The sequence below is a fragment of the Streptomyces sp. H27-H1 genome (assembly GCF_026627445.1).
Taxonomy (GTDB): domain Bacteria; phylum Actinomycetota; class Actinomycetes; order Streptomycetales; family Streptomycetaceae; genus Streptomyces.
The window spans coordinates 23,070-41,280 of record NZ_JAPNLJ010000055.1; the positions used below are offsets into that span (position 1 = coordinate 23,070).

17 protein-coding genes and 2 pseudogenes are annotated in these 18,211 nt (G+C 70.5%); 10 read left to right on the forward strand and 9 right to left on the reverse strand.

Annotated features, from left to right (window positions below):
• Positions 1-129: 129 nt before the first annotated feature.
• Positions 130-1,119: a GTP 3',8-cyclase MoaA gene (gene moaA, locus OTB20_RS35840; RefSeq protein ID WP_267824077.1), complete on the forward strand. Its 990-nt coding sequence runs from the start codon at positions 130-132 to the stop codon at positions 1,117-1,119.
• A gap of 31 nt (positions 1,120-1,150) precedes the next feature.
• Here the strand turns inward: moaA and OTB20_RS35845 are convergent.
• Positions 1,151-1,399 (reverse strand): annotated as a pseudogene (locus tag OTB20_RS35845) (hypothetical protein); the annotation flags it as partial.
• A gap of 157 nt (positions 1,400-1,556) precedes the next feature.
• Positions 1,557-1,835 (reverse strand): DUF3099 domain-containing protein, encoded by a 279-nt coding sequence (locus OTB20_RS35850; protein ID WP_267752462.1) that lies wholly within the window; start codon positions 1,833-1,835, stop codon positions 1,557-1,559.
• Positions 1,836-2,067: 232 nt separating this feature from the next.
• On the opposite strand from OTB20_RS35850, the gene OTB20_RS35855 reads away from it, so the two are divergent.
• Positions 2,068-2,346 carry a GlsB/YeaQ/YmgE family stress response membrane protein gene (locus OTB20_RS35855; protein WP_267752464.1) on the forward strand — a complete coding sequence of 93 codons (279 nt, stop codon included), beginning with the start codon at positions 2,068-2,070 and terminating at the stop codon, positions 2,344-2,346.
• Between the two features lie 123 nt (positions 2,347-2,469).
• On the opposite strand, the gene tyrS is transcribed toward OTB20_RS35855, so the two are convergent.
• The 3 genes from tyrS to OTB20_RS35870 all read right to left on the reverse strand — a co-directional run bounded on the left by tyrS (position 2,470) and on the right by OTB20_RS35870 (position 6,811).
• Positions 2,470-3,735 (reverse strand): tyrosine--tRNA ligase, encoded by a 1,266-nt coding sequence (tyrS, locus tag OTB20_RS35860; RefSeq protein WP_267824078.1) that lies wholly within the window; start codon positions 3,733-3,735, stop codon positions 2,470-2,472.
• A 131-nt stretch (positions 3,736-3,866) separates the two neighbouring features.
• Complete coding sequence (locus OTB20_RS35865; protein ID WP_267824080.1) at positions 3,867-5,267, reverse strand: metallopeptidase TldD-related protein; 1,401 nt, start codon at positions 5,265-5,267, stop codon at positions 3,867-3,869.
• Positions 5,264-6,811 carry a TldD/PmbA family protein gene (locus OTB20_RS35870; RefSeq protein WP_267824082.1) on the reverse strand — a complete coding sequence of 516 codons (1,548 nt, stop codon included), beginning with the start codon at positions 6,809-6,811 and terminating at the stop codon, positions 5,264-5,266. Before OTB20_RS35870 ends, OTB20_RS35865 begins: the two co-directional genes overlap by 4 nt.
• Before the next feature lie 184 nt (positions 6,812-6,995).
• Here OTB20_RS35870 and fabG point away from each other — a divergent pair, with 184 nt between their 5' ends.
• The 3 genes from fabG to OTB20_RS35885 all read left to right on the forward strand — a co-directional run bounded on the left by fabG (position 6,996) and on the right by OTB20_RS35885 (position 9,093).
• On the forward strand, positions 6,996-7,715 hold the full coding sequence (gene fabG, locus OTB20_RS35875) for a 3-oxoacyl-[acyl-carrier-protein] reductase (protein ID WP_267824083.1): 720 nt from the start codon (positions 6,996-6,998) through the stop codon (positions 7,713-7,715).
• 5 nt (positions 7,716-7,720) lie between these two features.
• Positions 7,721-8,494 carry an enoyl-ACP reductase FabI gene (gene fabI, locus OTB20_RS35880; protein WP_267824084.1) on the forward strand — a complete coding sequence of 258 codons (774 nt, stop codon included), beginning with the start codon at positions 7,721-7,723 and terminating at the stop codon, positions 8,492-8,494.
• 167 nt (positions 8,495-8,661) lie between these two features.
• Positions 8,662-9,093 carry a hypothetical protein gene (locus OTB20_RS35885; protein ID WP_267824085.1) on the forward strand — a complete coding sequence of 144 codons (432 nt, stop codon included), beginning with the start codon at positions 8,662-8,664 and terminating at the stop codon, positions 9,091-9,093.
• Here the strand turns inward: OTB20_RS35885 and OTB20_RS35890 are convergent.
• On the reverse strand, positions 9,074-9,775 hold the full coding sequence (locus tag OTB20_RS35890) for a FadR/GntR family transcriptional regulator (protein ID WP_267824087.1): 702 nt from the start codon (positions 9,773-9,775) through the stop codon (positions 9,074-9,076). The genes OTB20_RS35885 and OTB20_RS35890 overlap by 20 nt on opposite strands.
• Before the next feature lie 96 nt (positions 9,776-9,871).
• Here OTB20_RS35890 and OTB20_RS35895 point away from each other — a divergent pair, with 96 nt between their 5' ends.
• The 4 genes from OTB20_RS35895 to OTB20_RS35910 all read left to right on the forward strand — a co-directional run bounded on the left by OTB20_RS35895 (position 9,872) and on the right by OTB20_RS35910 (position 12,289).
• Positions 9,872-11,158 carry a CynX/NimT family MFS transporter gene (locus OTB20_RS35895; RefSeq protein WP_267824088.1) on the forward strand — a complete coding sequence of 429 codons (1,287 nt, stop codon included), beginning with the start codon at positions 9,872-9,874 and terminating at the stop codon, positions 11,156-11,158.
• A 5-nt stretch (positions 11,159-11,163) separates the two neighbouring features.
• Positions 11,164-11,283 (forward strand): SGM_5486 family transporter-associated protein, encoded by a 120-nt coding sequence (locus OTB20_RS35900; RefSeq protein WP_266876817.1) that lies wholly within the window; start codon positions 11,164-11,166, stop codon positions 11,281-11,283.
• 137 nt (positions 11,284-11,420) lie between these two features.
• Entirely contained in the window at positions 11,421-11,636 is a 216-nt protein-coding gene (locus OTB20_RS35905; RefSeq protein WP_267824090.1) for a hypothetical protein, read from the forward strand.
• Between the two features lie 134 nt (positions 11,637-11,770).
• On the forward strand, positions 11,771-12,289 hold the full coding sequence (locus OTB20_RS35910; RefSeq protein ID WP_267824092.1) for a SixA phosphatase family protein: 519 nt from the start codon (positions 11,771-11,773) through the stop codon (positions 12,287-12,289).
• A 78-nt stretch (positions 12,290-12,367) separates the two neighbouring features.
• Here OTB20_RS35910 and serB read toward each other — a convergent pair whose 3' ends face one another.
• Positions 12,368-13,567: a phosphoserine phosphatase SerB gene (gene serB / locus OTB20_RS35915; protein ID WP_267752480.1), complete on the reverse strand. Its 1,200-nt coding sequence runs from the start codon at positions 13,565-13,567 to the stop codon at positions 12,368-12,370.
• Between the two features lie 374 nt (positions 13,568-13,941).
• Between serB and OTB20_RS35920 the strand changes: the two genes are divergently transcribed.
• Positions 13,942-16,464 carry an FHA domain-containing protein gene (locus OTB20_RS35920; protein WP_267824094.1) on the forward strand — a complete coding sequence of 841 codons (2,523 nt, stop codon included), beginning with the start codon at positions 13,942-13,944 and terminating at the stop codon, positions 16,462-16,464.
• A 101-nt stretch (positions 16,465-16,565) separates the two neighbouring features.
• Here OTB20_RS35920 and OTB20_RS35925 read toward each other — a convergent pair whose 3' ends face one another.
• Positions 16,566-17,255 carry a transglycosylase SLT domain-containing protein gene (locus tag OTB20_RS35925; RefSeq protein ID WP_267824096.1) on the reverse strand — a complete coding sequence of 230 codons (690 nt, stop codon included), beginning with the start codon at positions 17,253-17,255 and terminating at the stop codon, positions 16,566-16,568.
• Between the two features lie 848 nt (positions 17,256-18,103).
• Positions 18,104-18,211: pseudogene (locus tag OTB20_RS35930) on the reverse strand (IS5/IS1182 family transposase); the annotation flags it as partial.

Consider the following 18,211-nt stretch of genomic DNA (forward strand, 5'->3'; position numbering starts at 1 on the left):
CCATACCTCGTCTCGTTCATTCCGGCACCCCTACATGTCACGGGTGTCGCGTAGGCTCGTTGATAGCGCTCGTACTCTCATCCATCGCGACGCAAACCTCTATGAACCGGACAGGGGAGGGGGCTTACAGTGCTTCTCGACACCTACGGCCGCGTAGCCACTGACCTGCGCGTCTCACTCACCGACCGGTGCAATCTGCGCTGTACCTACTGCATGCCCGAGGAGGGCCTGCAGTGGCTCGGCAAATCCGATCTGCTCAGTGACGACGAGATCGTCCGGCTGATCCGCATCGCCGTCACCCGGCTCGGGATCGAAGAGGTCCGCTTCACCGGCGGCGAGCCGCTGCTGCGCCCCGGCATCGTCGGGATCGTGGAGCAGTGCGCGGCCCTGGAGCCCCGCCCCCAGATGTCGCTGACCACCAACGGCATCGGCCTCAAGCGCACCGCACAGGCCCTCAAGGCCGCCGGCCTGGACCGGGTGAACGTATCCCTGGACACGCTGCGGCCCGAGGTCTTCAAGACCCTGACCCGGCGCGACCGCCACAAGGACGTCATCGAGGGCATGGCCGCCGCCCGCGACGCCGGCCTCACCCCGGTCAAGGTCAATGCCGTGCTGATGCCCGGACTCAACGACGACGAGGCCCCCGACCTGCTGGCCTGGGCCGTGGAGAACGAGTACGAGCTCCGCTTCATCGAGCAGATGCCCCTCGACGCCCAGCACGGCTGGAAGCGCGACGGCATGATCACCGCCGGTGACATCCTGGAATCCCTGCGGACCCGCTTCACGCTCACCGAGGAAGGGTCCGAGGAGCGCGGCTCCGCCCCGGCCGAGCGCTGGGTCGTCGACGGCGGAGACGCCACCGTCGGAGTCATCGCCTCCGTCACCCGCCCGTTCTGCGGCGCCTGCGACCGTACGCGCCTCACGGCCGACGGCCAGATCCGTACGTGCCTGTTCGCCACCGAGGAGTCGGACCTGCGCGCGGCCCTGCGCTCGGGCGCCGACGACGAGGAGATCGCCCGCCTGTGGAAGGTGGCGATGTGGGGCAAGAAGGCCGGGTCCGGCCTCGACGACCCGACCTTCCTGCAGCCCGACCGCCCGATGTCGGCGATCGGCGGCTGACCTCCGCGGTCAGGGACGATCCGAGCGAGCCCTCGGGCTGTACCCACTGGTCGAGCTCTACGACGTCCTTGAGGAAACCGCGGACCCCCAGGAACTGGGACAGGTGCTCGCGGTGCTCCTCGCACGCCAGCCAGGTCTTGCGGCGCTCGGGGGTGTGAAGCTTCGGGTTGTTCCACGCCAGGACCCAGGCGGCCGCCCCGCGGCAGCCCTTGGCGGAACAGGTGGGTGCGTCGGCGGGGGCGTCGTCGCCGGACGCGGCGTTGCCGGGCGGGTCGTTCAGAGGTGCGTCAAGGGGAGTCACGGCTCAACCCTAAGACGGAATGGCGACGCCGAGCAGCCACGGGGGGAGCTGCCCGGCGTCGGTCCGTCGCTCCGACGGGGGATGCGGAGCGCGTAGGCAGTATGTCACGCAGGACCCGGTGCGGTGCACTGGAACTTCATGATTGATCTGAGCTTTTCTTGAGGTTTCCGTCGCCCAGTTCGGGGTGCGCCGGAGCCGGCATGAAGTGGGATGGCAGGGAGGGCGTCGATTCGCGCCCCGCGTTGGCGATGACCACCGCCACGTACGGCAGCAGCGCCCCCGCGACGAGCGTCACCATGGCCACCGGCCGCTGCACGTTCCACAGGACGATCGTCGCGATGACCGACAGGGTCCTGATCAACATCGAGATCACGTACCGGCGCTGCCGTCCCCGTACGTCCTCGGCGAGGCTCATCCGCGCCCCCGTGATCCGGAAGACCTCGGACCCGTTCCGCTTCGTCCGCTCCACAATCCACCACCCGATCGACCGCCGGGCACTCCCCGGCCCGGACGCCTCCACGGTACGCCGCCTGCCCGGCGCCGGGCAGAGGGGGTGCCCCCCGAATGGAGCTGTCCGAAATGCGTAGTAGGCCGGACGGGTCGAGACTTGGCCCACATGCGCGCAACGCGCCAGGAGGAGGCTCGACATGGGTTGGTTGTGGGCGATCATCGTCGGCTTTGTACTGGGACTGATTGCCCGGGCGATCCTGCCGGGCAAGCAACACCAGCCCCTTTGGCTGACGACAGTGTTCGGCATCATCGGCGCCGTCCTCGGCAATGCCGTGGCCACGTGGATCGGCGTCAACGAAACACGCGGCATCGACTGGATCCGGCACCTGCTGCAGCTTGCCGGAGCCGTCGTGGTCGTCGGTCTCGGCGACCTGCTCTACGGCATGGTCCGGGGCAACAAGCGACAGATGACCTAGGAGCCCCGGGTCCGCCGCGGGCGGCGTACCACGAGGAGGGGGCCGGCCCGGACGATGCGTCCGGGCCGGCCCCCTCCTCGTGCTCTCTCCTGGCGCTCCCGCGCCGCGTCGCCGAGGCGGCGCTCAGCCGGTGACTTCGACCGCCGCCAGGTTCTTCTTGCCTCGGCGCAGCACCAGCCAGCGTCCGTGCAGCAGGTCCTCCTTGGCGGGGACCGCGTCCTCGGAGACGACCTTCACGTTGTTCACGTAGGCGCCGCCCTCCTTCACGGTCCGGCGGGCGGCCGACTTGCTGGCGACCAGCCCGGTCTCCGCGAGAAGGTCCACGACCAGCCCCGGCTCGGTGACCTGGGCGTGCGGCAGTTCGGACAGGGCCGCGGCCAGAGTGGCCTCGTCCAGGTCCGCCAGCTCGCCCTGGCCGAACAGCGCCTTGGACGCCGCGATCACGGCGGCGCACTGGTCCGCGCCGTGCACCAGCGCGGTCAGCTCCTCCGCGAGCGCCCGCTGGGCGGCGCGCGCCTGCGGCCGCTCAGCCGTCTGCGCCTCCAGCGCCTCCAGCTCCTCACGGCTCCGGAAGGACAGGATGCGCATGTAGGTGGAGACGTCCCGGTCGTCCACGTTCAGCCAGAACTGGTAGAACGCGTACGGGGTGGTCATCTCCGGGTCGAGCCAGACGGCGCCGCTCTCGGACTTGCCGAACTTGGTGCCGTCCGCCTTGACCATCAGCGGGGTCGCGATGGCGTGGACGTGCGCGTCCGGTTCCACGCGGTGGATCAGGTCGAGACCGGCCGTCAGGTTGCCCCACTGGTCGGACCCGCCCTGCTGGAGCACGCAGCCGTGCCGGCGGTACAGCTCCAGGAAGTCCATGCCCTGGAGCAGCTGGTAGCTGAACTCCGTGTAGCTGATGCCCTGGTCGGACTCCAGCCGCTTGGCGACCGAGTCTTTCGTCAGCATCTTGTTCACCCGGAAGTGCTTGCCGATGTCCCGGAGGAACTCGATGGCGGACATGCCCGCCGTCCAGTCCAGGTTGTTGACCATGAGCGCCGCGTTCTCGCCCTCGAAGGACAGGAACGGCTCGATCTGGGTGCGCAGCCGCGTCACCCAGTTCGCGATGGTCTCCGGGTCATTCAGGGTGCGCTCGGCGGTCGGGCGCGGGTCACCGATCTGCCCGGTGGCGCCGCCGACCAGCGCCAGCGGACGGTTGCCCGCCTGCTGGAGCCGGCGCACGGTGAGGACCTGCACGAGGTGACCCACGTGCAGCGAGGCCGCCGTCGGGTCGAAGCCGCAATAGAACGTGACGGGACCGTCCGCGAACGCCTTGCGCAGCGCTTCTTCGTCGGTGGACTGGGCGAAGAGCCCGCGCCACTTCAGTTCGTCGACGATGTCCGTCACGGTTCTGGGTCTCCTTGAACGAGATGAAACGAAAGGCTGAGGGTTTCCCCGCCAGTCTAGGCGGGGAAGGCGCGCACCTCAGACCCGTTTTGTGATCGGACCACTCCGTGGGATCCGGCCCCTCTGGGGGATCAGACCCCCTTGCTGACCGAGCTCATGTTGAAGTCCGGGATGCGCAGGGCGGGCATCGCGGTCCGGGTGAACCAGTCGTTCCATTCGCGCGGCAGGGTCTTCTCGGTCCGGCCGGCCTCCGAGGCCCGCGACAGCAGGTCCACGGGGGACTCGTTGAACCGGAAGTTGTTGACCTCGCCGACGACCTGGCCGTCCTCCACCAGGTAGACGCCGTCCCGGGTCAGCCCCGTGAGCAGCAACGTCGCCGGGTCCACCTCGCGGATGTACCAGAGGCAGGTCAGCAGCAGCCCGCGCTCGGTGGCGGCCACCATCTCCTCCAGCGACTTCTCGCCGCCGCCCTCCAGGATCAGGTTCCCGAACGACGGGGAGACCTGCAGGCCGGTCAGGTCCGCGGTGTGCCGGGTGGTGGTCAGCCGGGCCAGCTCGCCGTCCTTGATCCACTCGGTCGCCGGGACCGGCAGGCCGTTGTCGAAGACGGACGCGCCGTCTCCGGAGCTGTGCGCGATCACGAACGGCGCGGACTCCAGGCCCGGCGCGTTCGGATCGCTGCGCAGGGTCAGCGGCAGCGGGGAGAGCCGCTCGCCGAGCCGGGTGCCGCCGCCGGGCTTGGAGAAGACGGTCCGGCCCTCCACCGCGTCCCGGGCCGCCGCCGACCACATCTGGTAGATCAGCAGGTCGGCCACGGCCGTGGGCGGCAGCAGCGTCTCGTACCGCCCGGCCGGCAGGTCGATCTTCCGCTCCGCCCAGCCGAGCCGTACGGCCAGCTCCGCGTCGAGCACGGTCGGGTCCACGTCCTTGAAGTCCCGCGTCGCGCGGCCGGCCCAGGCCGAGCGCTGGCGGTCGGGGGACTTCGCGTTGAGCTCCAGGGTGCCGTTGGGCTGGTCGTGGCGCAGGCGCAGCCCCGTAGAGGTGCCCACGTACGTGGAGACCAGCTCGTGGTTGGCGAAGCCGTACAGCTCGCGGCCGCCGGCGCGGGCCCGGGCGAAGGCCTCGCCGAGGGCCGGGGCGAAGTCGGCGAACACCGCCGAGGAGGTCTCGGCCGGGGCGTCGGCGAAGTCCGGCGAGGACGGGGTGCCGGTGACCAGCGGCCGGGCGTCCTCCGCCGGTCCGGCGCCGCGGGCGGCCGCCTCGGCGGCCCGGACCAGCGGTTCCAGCTCCTGGGCCGTGACGGCGGAGCGCGAGACGACCCCCGAGGCCGTGCCCTCCTTGCCGTCGACGGTGGCGATGACCGTGAGGGTCCGGCCGCGGGTGACCCCGTTGGTGGTCAGGGCGTTGCCCGCCCAGCGCAGATTGGCGCTCGACTGCTCGTCGGCGATGACGACGCAGCCGTCCGCGGTGGACAGCTCCAGCGCCCGCTCGACGATCTCGTGGGGCTTGGTGGTACGAATCGACGAGCTCATCGCCCGGCCTCCTGCGTGGTGTTCAGGATGTTCACGTCGCGGAACAGCGCGGACGGGCAGCCGTGCGAGACCGCCGCGACCTGGCCCGGCTGGGCCTTGCCGCAGTTGAAGGCGCCGCCCAGGACGTAGGTCTGCGGACCGCCGACCTTCTCCATCGAGCCCCAGAACTCCGTGGTCGTGGCCTGGTACGCGACGTCGCGCAACTGCCCGGCCAGCTTGCCGTTCTCGATGCGGAAGAAGCGCTGCCCGGTGAACTGGAAGTTGTAGCGCTGCATGTCGATGGACCAGGAGCGGTCGCCGACCACGTAGATCCCGCGTTCCACCCCGCCGATCAGGTCCTCGGTCGAGAGCCCGCCCGGATCCGGCTGCAGCGAGACGTTCGCCATGCGCTGGACGGGCACGTGCCCGGGGGAGTCGGCGAAGGCGCAGCCGTTGGAACGGCCGAGGCCGGTCAGCTTCGCGATCCGACGGTCCGTCTGGTAGCCGGCCAGGGTGCCGTCCTTGACCAGGTCCCAGCTCTGGGCCTCGACGCCCTCGTCGTCGTAGCCGACGGTGGCCAGCCCGTGCTCGGCCGTCCGGTCGCCCGTGACGTTCATGATCGGGGAGCCGTAAGTGAGCTTGCCCAGCTGGTCGAAGGTGGCGAAGGAGGTCCCGGCGTACGCGGCCTCGTAGCCCAGCGCCCGGTCCAGCTCGGTGGCGTGGCCGATGGACTCGTGGATGGTGAGCCACAGGTTCGAGGGGTCCACGACCAGGTCGTAGCGCCCGGCCTCGACGCTCGGTGCCCGCATCTTCTCGGCGAGCAGACCGGGGATCGACTCCAGCTCGGCGTTCCAGTCCCAGCCGGTGCCGGTCAGGTACTCCCAGCCGCGCCCGGCCGGCGGGGCGATGGTGCGCATCGAGTCGAACTCGCCGGTGGCGGAGTTCACGGCGACGGCGGTGAGCTGCGGGTGGATGCGCACCCGCTGCTGGGTGGTGGAGGTGCCGGCGGTGTCGGCGTAGAACTTGTTCTCGTGGACCGCGAGCAGCGAGGCGTCCACGTGGGCCACCCCGTCGGCCGCCAGCAGACGTGCGCTGAAGTCGGCGAGCAGCGCGGCCTTCTCCGTGTCCGGCACCTCGAAGGGGTTCACGTCGTAGGCGGAGACCCAGGTCTTGTCGGCGTGCACGGGCTCTTCGGCGAGCTCGACGCGCCCCCAGCTACCGCTGGGGGTGCCCCCGGTCCGACCGGCCGCCTTGATCACCTGGGCGGAGAGCTTCGCCATGGCCACGGCCTGCGAGGCCACCTTGGCAGCGGCGTCCATGGTCAGGTCCACACCGGAGGCGAACCCCCAGCTGCCCCCGTGCACCACGCGGACCGCGTAGCCGAGGTCGGTGGTGTCGGAGCCGCCGGAGGGCTTGGCGTCGCGCAGCCGCCAGGAGGCGCTGCGGATGCGTTCCAGGCGGAAATCGGCATGGTCGGCGCCCAGCGCGCGGGCCCTGGCGAGCGCCGCGTCGGCGAGCGCCCGCAAGGGCAGCGCGGTGAAGGCCGCGTCGATGGAATGGGGCACGGAGGTCCTCCCGGGGGTCGGGGCAGCTGGCACGATCATGTCGCGCCGCGGCATGCGGTGCCTACATCTTTCTGTAGGGACTCGACAGACCCGGTACCGAGGCCCTGTCGGAGCCGATTCTCCGTAAGGGGTACTTGACCTATAGGTTTTTGGTATTCAGACCGCTAGTCGAAAGGGTGATCCGTTGAGCCGCTCGGTTCTCGTCACCGGAGGAAACCGGGGCATCGGCCTCGCCATCGCCCGAACCTTCGCCGAGGCGGGGGACAAGGTCGCGATCACGTACCGGTCGGGCGAGCCCCCGGCGGAGCTCACGGCCCTGGGCGTGCTGGCGGTCCGTTGCGACATCACCGACTCCGACCAGGTCGACCTCGCGTACAAGCAGGTCGAGGACGCGCACGGCAACGTCGAGGTCCTGGTGGCCAATGCCGGCATCACCAAGGACACGCTGCTCATGCGCATGTCCGAGGACGATTTCGCCTCGGTCGTCGACACCAACCTCACGGGCACCTTCCGTGTGGTCAAGCGCGCGAACCGCGGCATGCTCCGTGCCAAGAAGGGCCGCGTCGTCCTGATCTCCTCGGTCGTCGGACTGCTCGGCTCGGCCGGCCAGGCCAACTATGCCGCCTCCAAGGCGGCGCTGGTCGGCTTCGCCCGCTCCCTCGCCCGTGAGCTGGGTTCCCGCAACATCACCTTCAACGTCGTCGCCCCGGGCTTCGTGGACACCGACATGACGAAGGTGCTCACGGACGAGCAGCGGGCGGGCATCGTCGGCCAGGTGCCCCTGGGCCGTTATGCGCAGCCCGAGGAGATCGCGGCCGCGGTCAGCTTCCTGGCGTCCGACAACGCCGCGTACATCACAGGAGCCGTCATTCCCGTTGACGGCGGATTGGGCATGGGTCACTGATCACCATGAGCGGAATTCTCGACGGCAAGCGCATCCTCATCACCGGGGTGCTGATGGAGTCTTCCATCGCCTTCCACACCGCCCGGCTGGCCCAGGAGCAGGGCGCCGAGGTCATCCTCACCGCGTTCCCGCGGCCGACGCTGACCGAGCGCATCGCACGCAAGCTGCCCAAGCCCGCCAAGGTGATCGAGCTCGACGTCACCAACGACGAGCACCTGGCGCGCGTGGAGGAGCTCGTCCGCGCGGAGCTCGGCGGCCTCGACGGCGTCGTCCACTCCATCGGCTTCGCGCCGCAGGACGCGCTCGGCGGCAACTTCCTGAACACCCCGTTCGAGTCGGTCGCCACCGCCATGCACGTTTCGGCGTTCTCGCTGAAGTCGCTGACCATGGCGTGCAAGCCGCTCTTCCCGGAGAACGAGGGCGCCTCGATCGTCGGCCTCACCTTCGACGCGCAGTACGCGTGGCCGCAGTACGACTGGATGGGCCCGGCCAAGGCCGCGCTCGAGGCCACCAGCCGCTACCTTGCCCGTGACCTGGGCAAGGAGAAGATCCGCTGCAACCTGATCTCCGCCGGTCCGATCGGCTCGATGGCCGCGAAGTCCATCCCGGGCTTCGGGGACCTGGCGGACATCTGGAACCACCGCGCCCCGATGGAGTGGGACATGTCGGACCCGGAGCCGACGGGCAAGGGCGTCGTCGCCCTGCTGTCGGACTGGTTCCCCAAGACCACCGGCGAGATCATCCACGTCGACGGCGGCCTGCACGCGATGGGTGCCTGATCCAGGGCCCGTCCATCCGTACGGCGGCGGGTGGCGGTGGCCGTAGGGGGTGACTCGATCAGATGTCCTCCCCCGGGCCGGATCTTCCCGAGTCGAAAAGCAGGACATTTCCCTGCAAACTGGCCCTGTCGGGATCTTCTCGGCTCTTGCGGGGAGGGGGTACGGGAGTGCACGCGAGGCGGAGCCGAGCGGTATCCCTGCTGGTCACCTCGGTGGTCCTGACCGGATTCCTGCTTCCGGGGGCCGCCCTGCAGGACGAAGCGGCCGCCCCTGCACCCGGTACGGATTCCCAGACCCAGGCCGTGGTCGACCTGGCCCAGATCCCCGCCGAACCGCCCGTACAGCCCGCGCCGCCCGCCGCCCGGGAGCTCTTCGGGGCCGACTGCGACACCGAGATCAACGGCTCGCAGGTGGCCGCGTTCTGCCACAACGGCTACCCGCAGACCGACCTGGTCCGCCTGCACGTCGAGTGCGACCGCTGGTGGGACGTGGACGGGGACGCCGCCGCCGTGGCCGTCCACCCGGCCGGCCGGGTGGAACTCGCCGGCCGCTGCTGGAAGGAAGTCCGCTCCGCCTGGGTCAGCCACCAGCGGCAGTGACCCCCGCGGGTGCTTCCCTGCCCAGGCAGACGAACGGATAGCCCGCCGCCTCCGAGGCCGCCGCCTCCCCGTCCCCGCGCCGGATCGCCTCGATCAGCCGGGCGTGGTCCAGGTGCGAGGCGGGATCGAGCTCCGCGCCCACGTCGGTGCGCAGCCAGTCGGCCACCAGATCGCCGAGGTCCGCGTACAGCTCGATGAGCACCTCGTTGTGCGAGGCCGCCACCACCGCCATGTGCAGGGCCACGTCCGCCGCGATGAACGGCTCCGCCTCCCCGCCCGACCACGCCTCCTCGCGCCGCGCCAGCAGCGCGTCCAGCTGTACGAGGTCCCGCGCGGTCCGCCGCTCCGCCGCGAGACGGGCCGCTGAGGACTCCATCATCGAGCGCAGCTCCGCGATGTGCCGGGGATCGGCGCCGGCGAAACGGCGGTGCATCACCCCGGCCAGCTCGCTGGTGGCGATGACATAGGTGCCCGAGCCCTGGCGGATGTCGAGGAGGCCGTTGTGTGCGAGGGCCCGGACGGCCTCGCGCACGGTGTTGCGGGCGACGCCCAGCAGCTCCACGAGCTCGGGCTCGGTGGGGATGCGGGAGCCCACGGGCCATTCGCCCGTGGTGATCTGGTTCCTGAGCTGGGCGATCACCTGGTCGACGAGTGCGGATCGCCGGGGCGAGGTCAGCGGCATGCGGTCGGGGTTCCTCTCGGACGTACAGGTTTCAGGACGGGCACTTATCGACTGCGGGGTGGACAACCAATCATCCCATGAATCTATGATGGTTGGATGTCCGACGAAGAAATTCAGACCCTGAACCGGCCCCAGGCCGAGCACACGGCATCCGCCCGGCCCCTTCCCGCCGCCGCCCCGCAGCCGGCGTGGCTCGGACCCGTGCTCCTCGTCGGCATCGTGCTGGCCGCCCTCAACCTGCGGCCCGCCATCACCAGCCTCGGCGCCCTGTTCGAGGAGACCCGTACGGGCCTCGGCATGAGCGGAACCGTCGCCGGACTCATCACCTCCGTACCCGCCCTCTGCTTCGCCGTCTTCGGCGTCACCGCGCCCCGGCTCTCCCGCCGCTTCGGCCCGGCGGCCGTCGTCTGCGCGGGCATGGCCGCCGTCGCCGCGGGCCTGCTGATCCGGCCCTTCGCAACCAACGCCGCGGGATTCCTCGCCGCCAGCGCCCTGAGCCTCGCGGGCATAGCCCTGACGAACGTGCTCCTCCCGGTGATCGTCAAGCGATGGTTCCCCGACCGGGTCGCCACCATGACCGGCCTCTACTCCATGGCCCTGGCCGCCGGCACCTCGCTCGCCGCCGCCACCACGGTCCCGCTGACCGAGGCCCTCGGCGGGAGCTGGCGCACCGGTCTGCTGATCTGGGCCTTCCTCGCCGCGGCCGCCGTACTGCCCTGGCTGCCCATCGCCGCCGCGGCCCGCAAGGAGAAGGCGGCCGCGGGCGTACCGGCCGCCCGGCCCGACGCCGGGCCGAGCGTGGTGCGCAGCCGCACCGCATGGGCCCTCGCCTGCTACTTCGGCCTCCAGGCCACGGGCGCGTACATCACCATGGGCTGGCTCCCACAGATCTTCCGCGACGCCGGGGTCTCCGCCTCCACCGCGGGCGTCCTGCTCGCCGTCACCATGGTCATGGGCGTCCCGCTCGCCTTCGTCATCCCCGGCCTCGCCGGCCGGATGAGGAACCAGGGCCCCATCGCGGTCGTCCTCGGCCTCTTCGGCCTCGTCGGCTACCTCGGGCTGTACTTCGCCCCGGTCGCCGGGGCGTGGGCCTGGGCCGTCCTGCTCGGCGTCTCCAACTGCGCCTTCCCGCTCGTCATCACACTGATCGGGCTGCGCGCCAAGTCCCCGGCCGGGGTCGTCAAGCTCTCCGCCTTCGCCCAGAGCACCGGCTACCTCATCTCCATCCCCGGACCGCTCCTCATCGGCGCCCTCTACCAGCACACCGGCGGCTGGGACCTGCCCCTCGCCCTGATGGCCGGACTGCTCGTCCCGCAGATCGCGCTCGGCGTGCTCGCGGGCCGGGACCGCACGATCGAGGACGAATGCGGCATGCGAGACTGACCGGCATGTCGCCCGTACTTGAACCGAACCCCCAGAACGGCCACAGGAAGCTAGGCCTCGTGCTCGGCGCGATGCTCCTGGTGACCGTGGTCATCGCCGTCGTCGCGACCCTCGCCTCGCCGTAGGGGGGTTATCCCCCCAGCCCCTAGGGGGTCAGGCTCAGGGACAACTGGGGTGCGTCCCCGATGGGAACCGCCGGCTCGAATCCTTAGATTCGAGGAGCAAGAGCGAGCCCGTCCGACGCACCCCCACGGAGGCGGCCATGTCGGCCCCCATACACCTGGCCCCAGGCCGCCTGTCCGCACCCCGCGCCGCCGGGCCGAACGCCCGGCTGCACTGGTGGGCGCTCGCCCTGCCCGCCCTCGCCTTCGGCCTCCTGCTCATACTCCTCGCCGGATCCGGCGAGGCCCACGCCTCCTCCGGTGAAGGCTCCACGCTCGTCCACGTCACCGAACGGCTGCTGCGCGTCGTCGGCTGACGAGGCACCGGCCGGCGACCCGCCGGCCACCGGGAGCCCGCGCGCGCGGCCCGGTGCCGGGGCGGGCCCCCACCTGGGGGTGACCCCCTCAACACCCTGCGCCCCGTGGCTCGATTCATGCGAAGCTGGGAGCCATGAGCGCCGACACACCCCGCAGGATCGTTCTCCTCCGGCACGCCAAGGCCGAATGGTCGGACGGCCCGGACCACGACCGCCCCCTGGCCGAGCGTGGCCGGCACGACGCCCCGGCCGCGGGCCAGAAGCTGGCTCAGACCGGCATCGCCTTCGACCTGGCCCTCTGCTCCAGCGCGGCCCGGACCAGGGAGACCTGGAAGCTGGCCGTCCATGAACTGCCGCACCGGCCGAAGACCTCGTACGAGGAACGGCTCTACGAGGCCTCCCTGGGCGAGCTCATCGCCCTGGTCAACGAGACCTCCGACGAGGTGAAGAACCTCCTCGTCATCGGCCACAACCCCGGCATGCACGCCCTGGCCGACGCACTCTCCGGGAGCGCGCAGGGCGACGTACTCGCCCGGATGAACCACAGCGGCTTCCCGACCTCCGGGATCGCGGTCCTCTCCTTCACCGGCTCCTGGAAGTCCGTGGAACACGGCGTGGGCACCCTGCTGGACTTCTGGACCCCGCACGCCTGACACACACGTCCTACGACGGAGCGGGCCCCGGCACTTCCACAGTGCCGGGGCCCGCTCCGTCGTAGGGAGACGTCGTCGTCACGCCAGGTCGGCGGCCTCGACCTCTTCGCGGGTGATCCCGAGCAGGTACAGCACGGCGTCCAGGAAGGGCACGTTCACGGCGGTGTCCGCGGCCTGGCGGACCACCGGCTTGGCGCAGAAGGCCACGCCCAGCCCGGCCGCGTTCAGCATGTCCAGATCGTTGGCGCCGTCACCGATGGCCACCGTCTGGGCCAGCGGCACACCGGCCTCCGCGGCGAAGCGGCGCAGCAGCCGGGCCTTGCCGGCCCGGTCGACGATCTCACCGGTCACCTTGCCCGTCAGCTTCCCGTCCACGATCTCCAGGGTGTTCGCGGAGGCGAAGTCCAGGCCGAGCCGCTCCCGCAGATCGTCCGTCACCTGCGTGAACCCGCCGGAGACCACGCCCACCTGGTACCCGAGGCGCTTGAGGGTGCGGATCAGGGTCCGGGCGCCCGGGGTGAGCCGTACCTCGGAGCGGACCTTGTCCACCACGGAGGCGTCCAGCCCGGCCAGCAGCGCGACCCGGGCGTGCAGGGACTGCTCGAAGTCCAGCTCCCCGCGCATGGCCCGCTCGGTCACCTCGGCGACCTCGGCCTCACAGCCGGCGTGCGCGGCGAAGAGCTCGATGACCTCGTCCTGGATCAGGGTCGAGTCCACGTCCATGACGACGAGGCGCTGGGCCCGCCGGTGCAGCCCGGCCGAGACCACGGCCACGTCGACGCCGATCTGCGCGGCGGCGGTGGCCAGCGCGGTGCGCAGCGGCTCGGTCCCGGTACCGGAGACGGCGAATTCCACGGCCGTCACCGGATACTTCGCGAGCCGGAAGATGCGGTCGATGTTGCCGCCCGTCGCGGTGATCCGTGCGGCGATGGCGGCCGTGGACTCGGCGGTGAGCGGGTGCCCGAGCACGGTGACGTGCGAACGGCCACTGCCGCGCGGACGGTTGTCGCCGGTGCCGGAGAGGATCTCGGCCTGCAGCTTGAGGGACTCGGCCCAGCTGTGGACGGTGGCCCGCAGCTCGCCCTCGGTGCCGGCGGTCGGGTGGGTGACGAGGGCGCACAGGACGATGCGGCCCCGGGTGACGACCTGCTCGATGTCGACGACGTCGACGGAGTAGGCGGCGAGGGTGTCGAACAGCCCGGCGGTGATCCCGGGACGGTCCTTGCCGAAGATCTTGACGAGGAGGGTGGGGACGTCGGAGGTCTGCGAAGCGCTCATGGTGGCTTCACCGTATCTCCCCGGCCTCCGCGCACGGACCCCCGTCCCACCTGGCGGAACCGTTTCGCTCCGTACGGACGTGCGGAGCTCGCACAGCGGACGCCCGGAGGCCACGCGGTGGACATGTGGAAGCCGCGGAAGGGGCGCGCGGACGCAGGCCACGCGGGCGGCGACCGGAGTCAGGGCGGGGGCGGAACGTCGGGAAAGGCCCCCTCCGGGTGACTTTCTCCCCCCTCGGCAAGGCCCTCCGCACGCCGGTACGTGGCCCGGATTCCCCTTGTGGCCGCGCGCCTGAAATAGTTCCCCCGGATGTTCGCCATCCCTAGACTCCCAGACGTCATGGGGGATTCTCGGGGGACTTAAGTGGGGCTGGAGTGCCGGAACTCGTACTGGAATTGAATGGAAGGACCTGGACGCTCGATCCGTCCAGGTCGTACTCGCTGGGGCGCGACCCCCAGGGAGATGTGGTGATCGATGACGCCCGGGTGTCGTGGCGGCACGCCACCATCGCCTGGAACGGGCGAGGTTGGGGGATCGAGGACCACGGCAGCACCAACGGCACGTACGTGCGCGGGGCGAGGGTCCAGCAGGCCGAGCTCGTCCCCGGTACGCCGGTGCACCTGGGCAACGCCACCGACGGGCCGCGGCTGAATACCGTCGCGGCCGCGGCGGCCGCCCCGGCGCCGCAGCCGGCCGTGGCGCAGCAGTCGCCCGCCCAGGCGTACGCGCCACAGGCGCAGGCGCAGCAGCAGCCGCAGGCCTGGGAGCAGCAGGTCCAGCAGGCCCCGCCGTTCCCGCAGCAGCAGGCGCAGCAGCCCCACCAGGCGCAGCCCTTCCCGCAGCAGCAGGCGCAGCAGCCGGGCGGCGACGGTACCCCGGGCTACGGCGACCGCCGCAGCCCGACGACGTTCCACCAGCTCGCGCTGGGCCACGTCATGCGCATCGGCCGCGCGCTGGAGAACGAGCTGGTGGTCTCCGACCTCCAGGTCTCCCGCCATCACGCGGAGTTCCGCTCGATGCCGGGCGGCCGCTTCGAGATCCGCGACCTCGGCAGCCACAACGGCACCTACGTCAACGGCCAGCCGCTGGCGAAGTCGGGCACCGCGCTGCTCGGTCCGAACGACATCGTCGGCGTCGGACACTCGAACTTCCGGATCGTCGGCGACCGCCTCGAAGAGTTCGTCGACACCGGTGACGTCTCCTTCTCGGCCCGCCACCTCACGGTCACGGTCGACGGCGGCAAGCAGATCCTCAAGGACGTCACCTTCGGCGTCCCGGAGAAGTCCCTGATCGGGGTCATCGGCCCCTCCGGCTCCGGCAAGTCGACGCTGCTCAAGGCACTGACCGGCTACCGCCCGGCCAACCAGGGCGACGTCCTCTACGACAACCGCAACCTGTACAAGCAGTTCGCGGAGCTCCGCCAGCGCATCGGCCTGGTCCCGCAGGACGACATCCTGCACAAGGAACTGAAGGTCAGCACCGCCCTCAAGTACGCGGCCAAGCTCCGCTTCCCGGGGGACACCGCCGAGTCCGAGCGTGCCGCCCGCATCAACGAGGTGCTGCGCGAGCTCAAGCTCGACATCCACAAGGACAAGAAGATCACCTCGCTCTCGGGCGGCCAGCGCAAGCGCGTGTCCGTGGCCCTGGAGCTGCTGACCAAGCCCTCGCTGATCTTCCTGGATGAGCCCACCTCCGGCCTCGACCCGGGCATGGACCGCGATGTCATGCAGCTGCTGCGCGGCCTCGCCGACGACGGCCGCACGGTCCTCGTCGTCACGCACTCGGTGGCCGAGCTGGCCATCTGCGACAAGCTGCTGGTCATGGCCCCGGGCGGGTCGGTCGCGTACTTCGGCCCGCCGGACGAGGCGCTGAACTTCTTCGGCTACGCCAACTGGGCCGACGTGTTCTCCGCCTTCGAGGAATACCGCGAATTCGACTGGGCCGGCCGCTGGAAGGGCTCCCAGCACTACCAGCTGTACGCCGCCGACATCGACGCGGTCGCCCCGCAGTCGGTGCAGCCCGCCATGCAGCAGGCACGGCCGCCGAAGCCGCAGGGCTGGGGCTCGCAGCTGTGGACGCTGATCCGCCGCTACGTGTCGGTCATCGCGTCCGACCGGGGCTTCATCGCCCTGATGCTGCTCCTCCCGGCGGTCCTCGGCGTGGTCTCCACGGTCATCCCGGCGACCTTCGGCCTCGCACCGCCGAAGCCGCCGTCCACGTTCAACAGCGCCGCCGGCACGATCACGCTGATCCTCGCGGTCGGCATGTGCTTCTCGGGCGCCGCCAACTCGGTCCGTGAGCTGATCAAGGAACGGGTGATCTACGAGCGGGAACGCGCGACCGGCCTGTCCCGGTCCGCGTACCTGATGTCGAAGGTGATCGTCCTCGGCTTCATCACGGCCATCCAGGGCGTGGTCATCTGCGGGATCGGCTTCTTCCCGCGCGACATGCCGGCCGAGGGCCTCCTCATGCCCCCGGCCGTCGAGATCTGCCTGTCGATCACCGCGCTCGGCTTCACCTCGATGATGTTCGGCCTGGTGATCTCCTCGCTGGTGAAGACCTCCGAGAAGACGATGCCGCTGCTGGTCATGTTCGCGATCATCCAGGTCGTCTTCACCGGCATCCTCTTCCAGGTCTACGACTCCCCGGGCCTGGAGCAGGTCGCCTGGCTGATGCCGTCCCGCTGGGCCGTCGCCGCCGCCGGCACCACGCTGCACCTCTCGGAGCTCATGGCTCCGTGGGACCGCGACAACCCGGACAACACCGACCCGCTCTGGGACGCCACGGTCGGCCAGTGGAGCTTCGACATCATCGTCCTGGTCCTGCTCGGCATCGCCTGCGGCTTCGCGGTCGCACGCCTGCTGCGCCGCCACGAGCCCGAGGTCATGCGCAAGTAAGCCCCGTCGCCGCCGCGCGGCGCGCAGAGACGCCTCAGGGCGGCCCCGGAACACCGGGGCCGCCCTGAGGCGCATGGGGGGCTTGGCGGGACGCCAGGGCCTTAGTAGGCGCTGTTGACGTTGTCCATGGAGCCGTAGCGGTCGGCGGCGTAGTTGCACGCGGCGACGATGTTCGCGACCGGGTCGTACTGGTCGAACTTGGTGCCCTTGACGTGGTACGTCGCGAAGGTCGGCTTGATGACCTGCAGCAGGCCCATCGACGGGATGCCGTTCTGGGCGTTGATGTCCCAGTTGTTGATCGCGCGGGGGTTGCCGCTCGACTCGCGCATCACGTTGCGGTGGATGCCGGCGTAGGTGCCGGGGATGCCCTCCTTCTTCATGATGGAGAGGGCCTCCTTGATCCATCCGTCGAGGTTGTTCGCGAAGACCGGGGCGCGGTTCGCGGAACGACTGGCGGCCGCCTTCTGCTCGCGGTCCTTCTTCGCGTCCGCCTCGGCCTTGGCCTTCGCGGCGTCCTTGGCGTCCTTGGCGACCTTCGCGACCTTGGCCTGCTGGTCCGCGACGACCTGCTGAACGGTGAGGTGCTGCTGCACGGCCTGCGTCTGCGCGCCGTCGACAACCTTCGACCAGGCGACGGGGGCGGCGACGACGGCCGTCGTGGCCTCGTCGGCTCCGGCCGGGACGATGGAGAGGGCGAGGGCGGCAGCGCCCAGGGTGGCTACACCGGCGATGGAAAGCTTGTAGGCCTTCGTCAGACGACGGCTGTGGCCGGGAGTGCTGGTCTCGGACATGCGTAGCAACCTCTTCGAATAGCGGGGGCCGCAGGAAAGCGCCTCTCGGATCCGGGATCCGGCGGCGCTGTGCGGCGAGAGCAATTCTTAGCGGTGGCAAAAACTTGTGGCAAAGGTGTGACGTACGATCCTGCTTAGTGGATCAGGGCCTGACAGCAAGCCTCGATTTCGGGGCTCGGCGCATACGAGCCAGCGTTAACGGCGCTCTTATGCGTCCACTAGGGAGCTTCGTAAGTGATGTGCGTCCTATGCCCGGGCTCACATCGGTCACGTATCAATCTCACCCGCCGTTGCGTCAGCAATCCGCTCAGTGGCCGTTCTCATCCTTGAGTAGCAGAAGAACGTCCCCGAACTCATGCCAGAGGTACGGATTCGCTACGGCTTCGGCCTGACCGCGCGGTACGGCGCCCCGCCCGGCCGCCACCTCCAGCGCCGCCAGGCGCGAGGCCCCGGGCTCGCACAGACCGGGCGGCGCCCCGCCCGCCGCCCGCTCGGCCCCCGGCGGCCCCACGGCCTTAGCGCCGGCGACATCGATGCTCCGCCCCCTCGGCTCCCGCCTCCCGGCCCCGCTCCGCCCGGGCCACGGCCCGGGGTCGGGTCCTCCCCGGTGCGACCCGGTCCGGGCCCCCGCTGCCCACGGGGAAACCGGGCCGCAAGGCCCGGCGGAATGTCCTCTTATATACAGTCCCTTCTCCCGTCCCCCCGAGCCCCGCCCTTCCCTGCCGTCCGGCAGACGCCCCCACCGTGGGAACCCGGAGGCCCCCGCCGCCTCGGCCGCGGGCCGCACCCCGCCAGGTCCCTCCGCCCTAGGCCGGGACCTACGCCGGGCCTAGGTTCTGTTTCCTGGATCAGGTGCGGAGCCAGATCGTGAGGGCTGCGAGAGTGACTGTTCCGAGGTAGACATAGGCGCGTTTGTCGTAGCGGGTGGCGACTGCCCGGAAGTTTTTGAGGCGGTT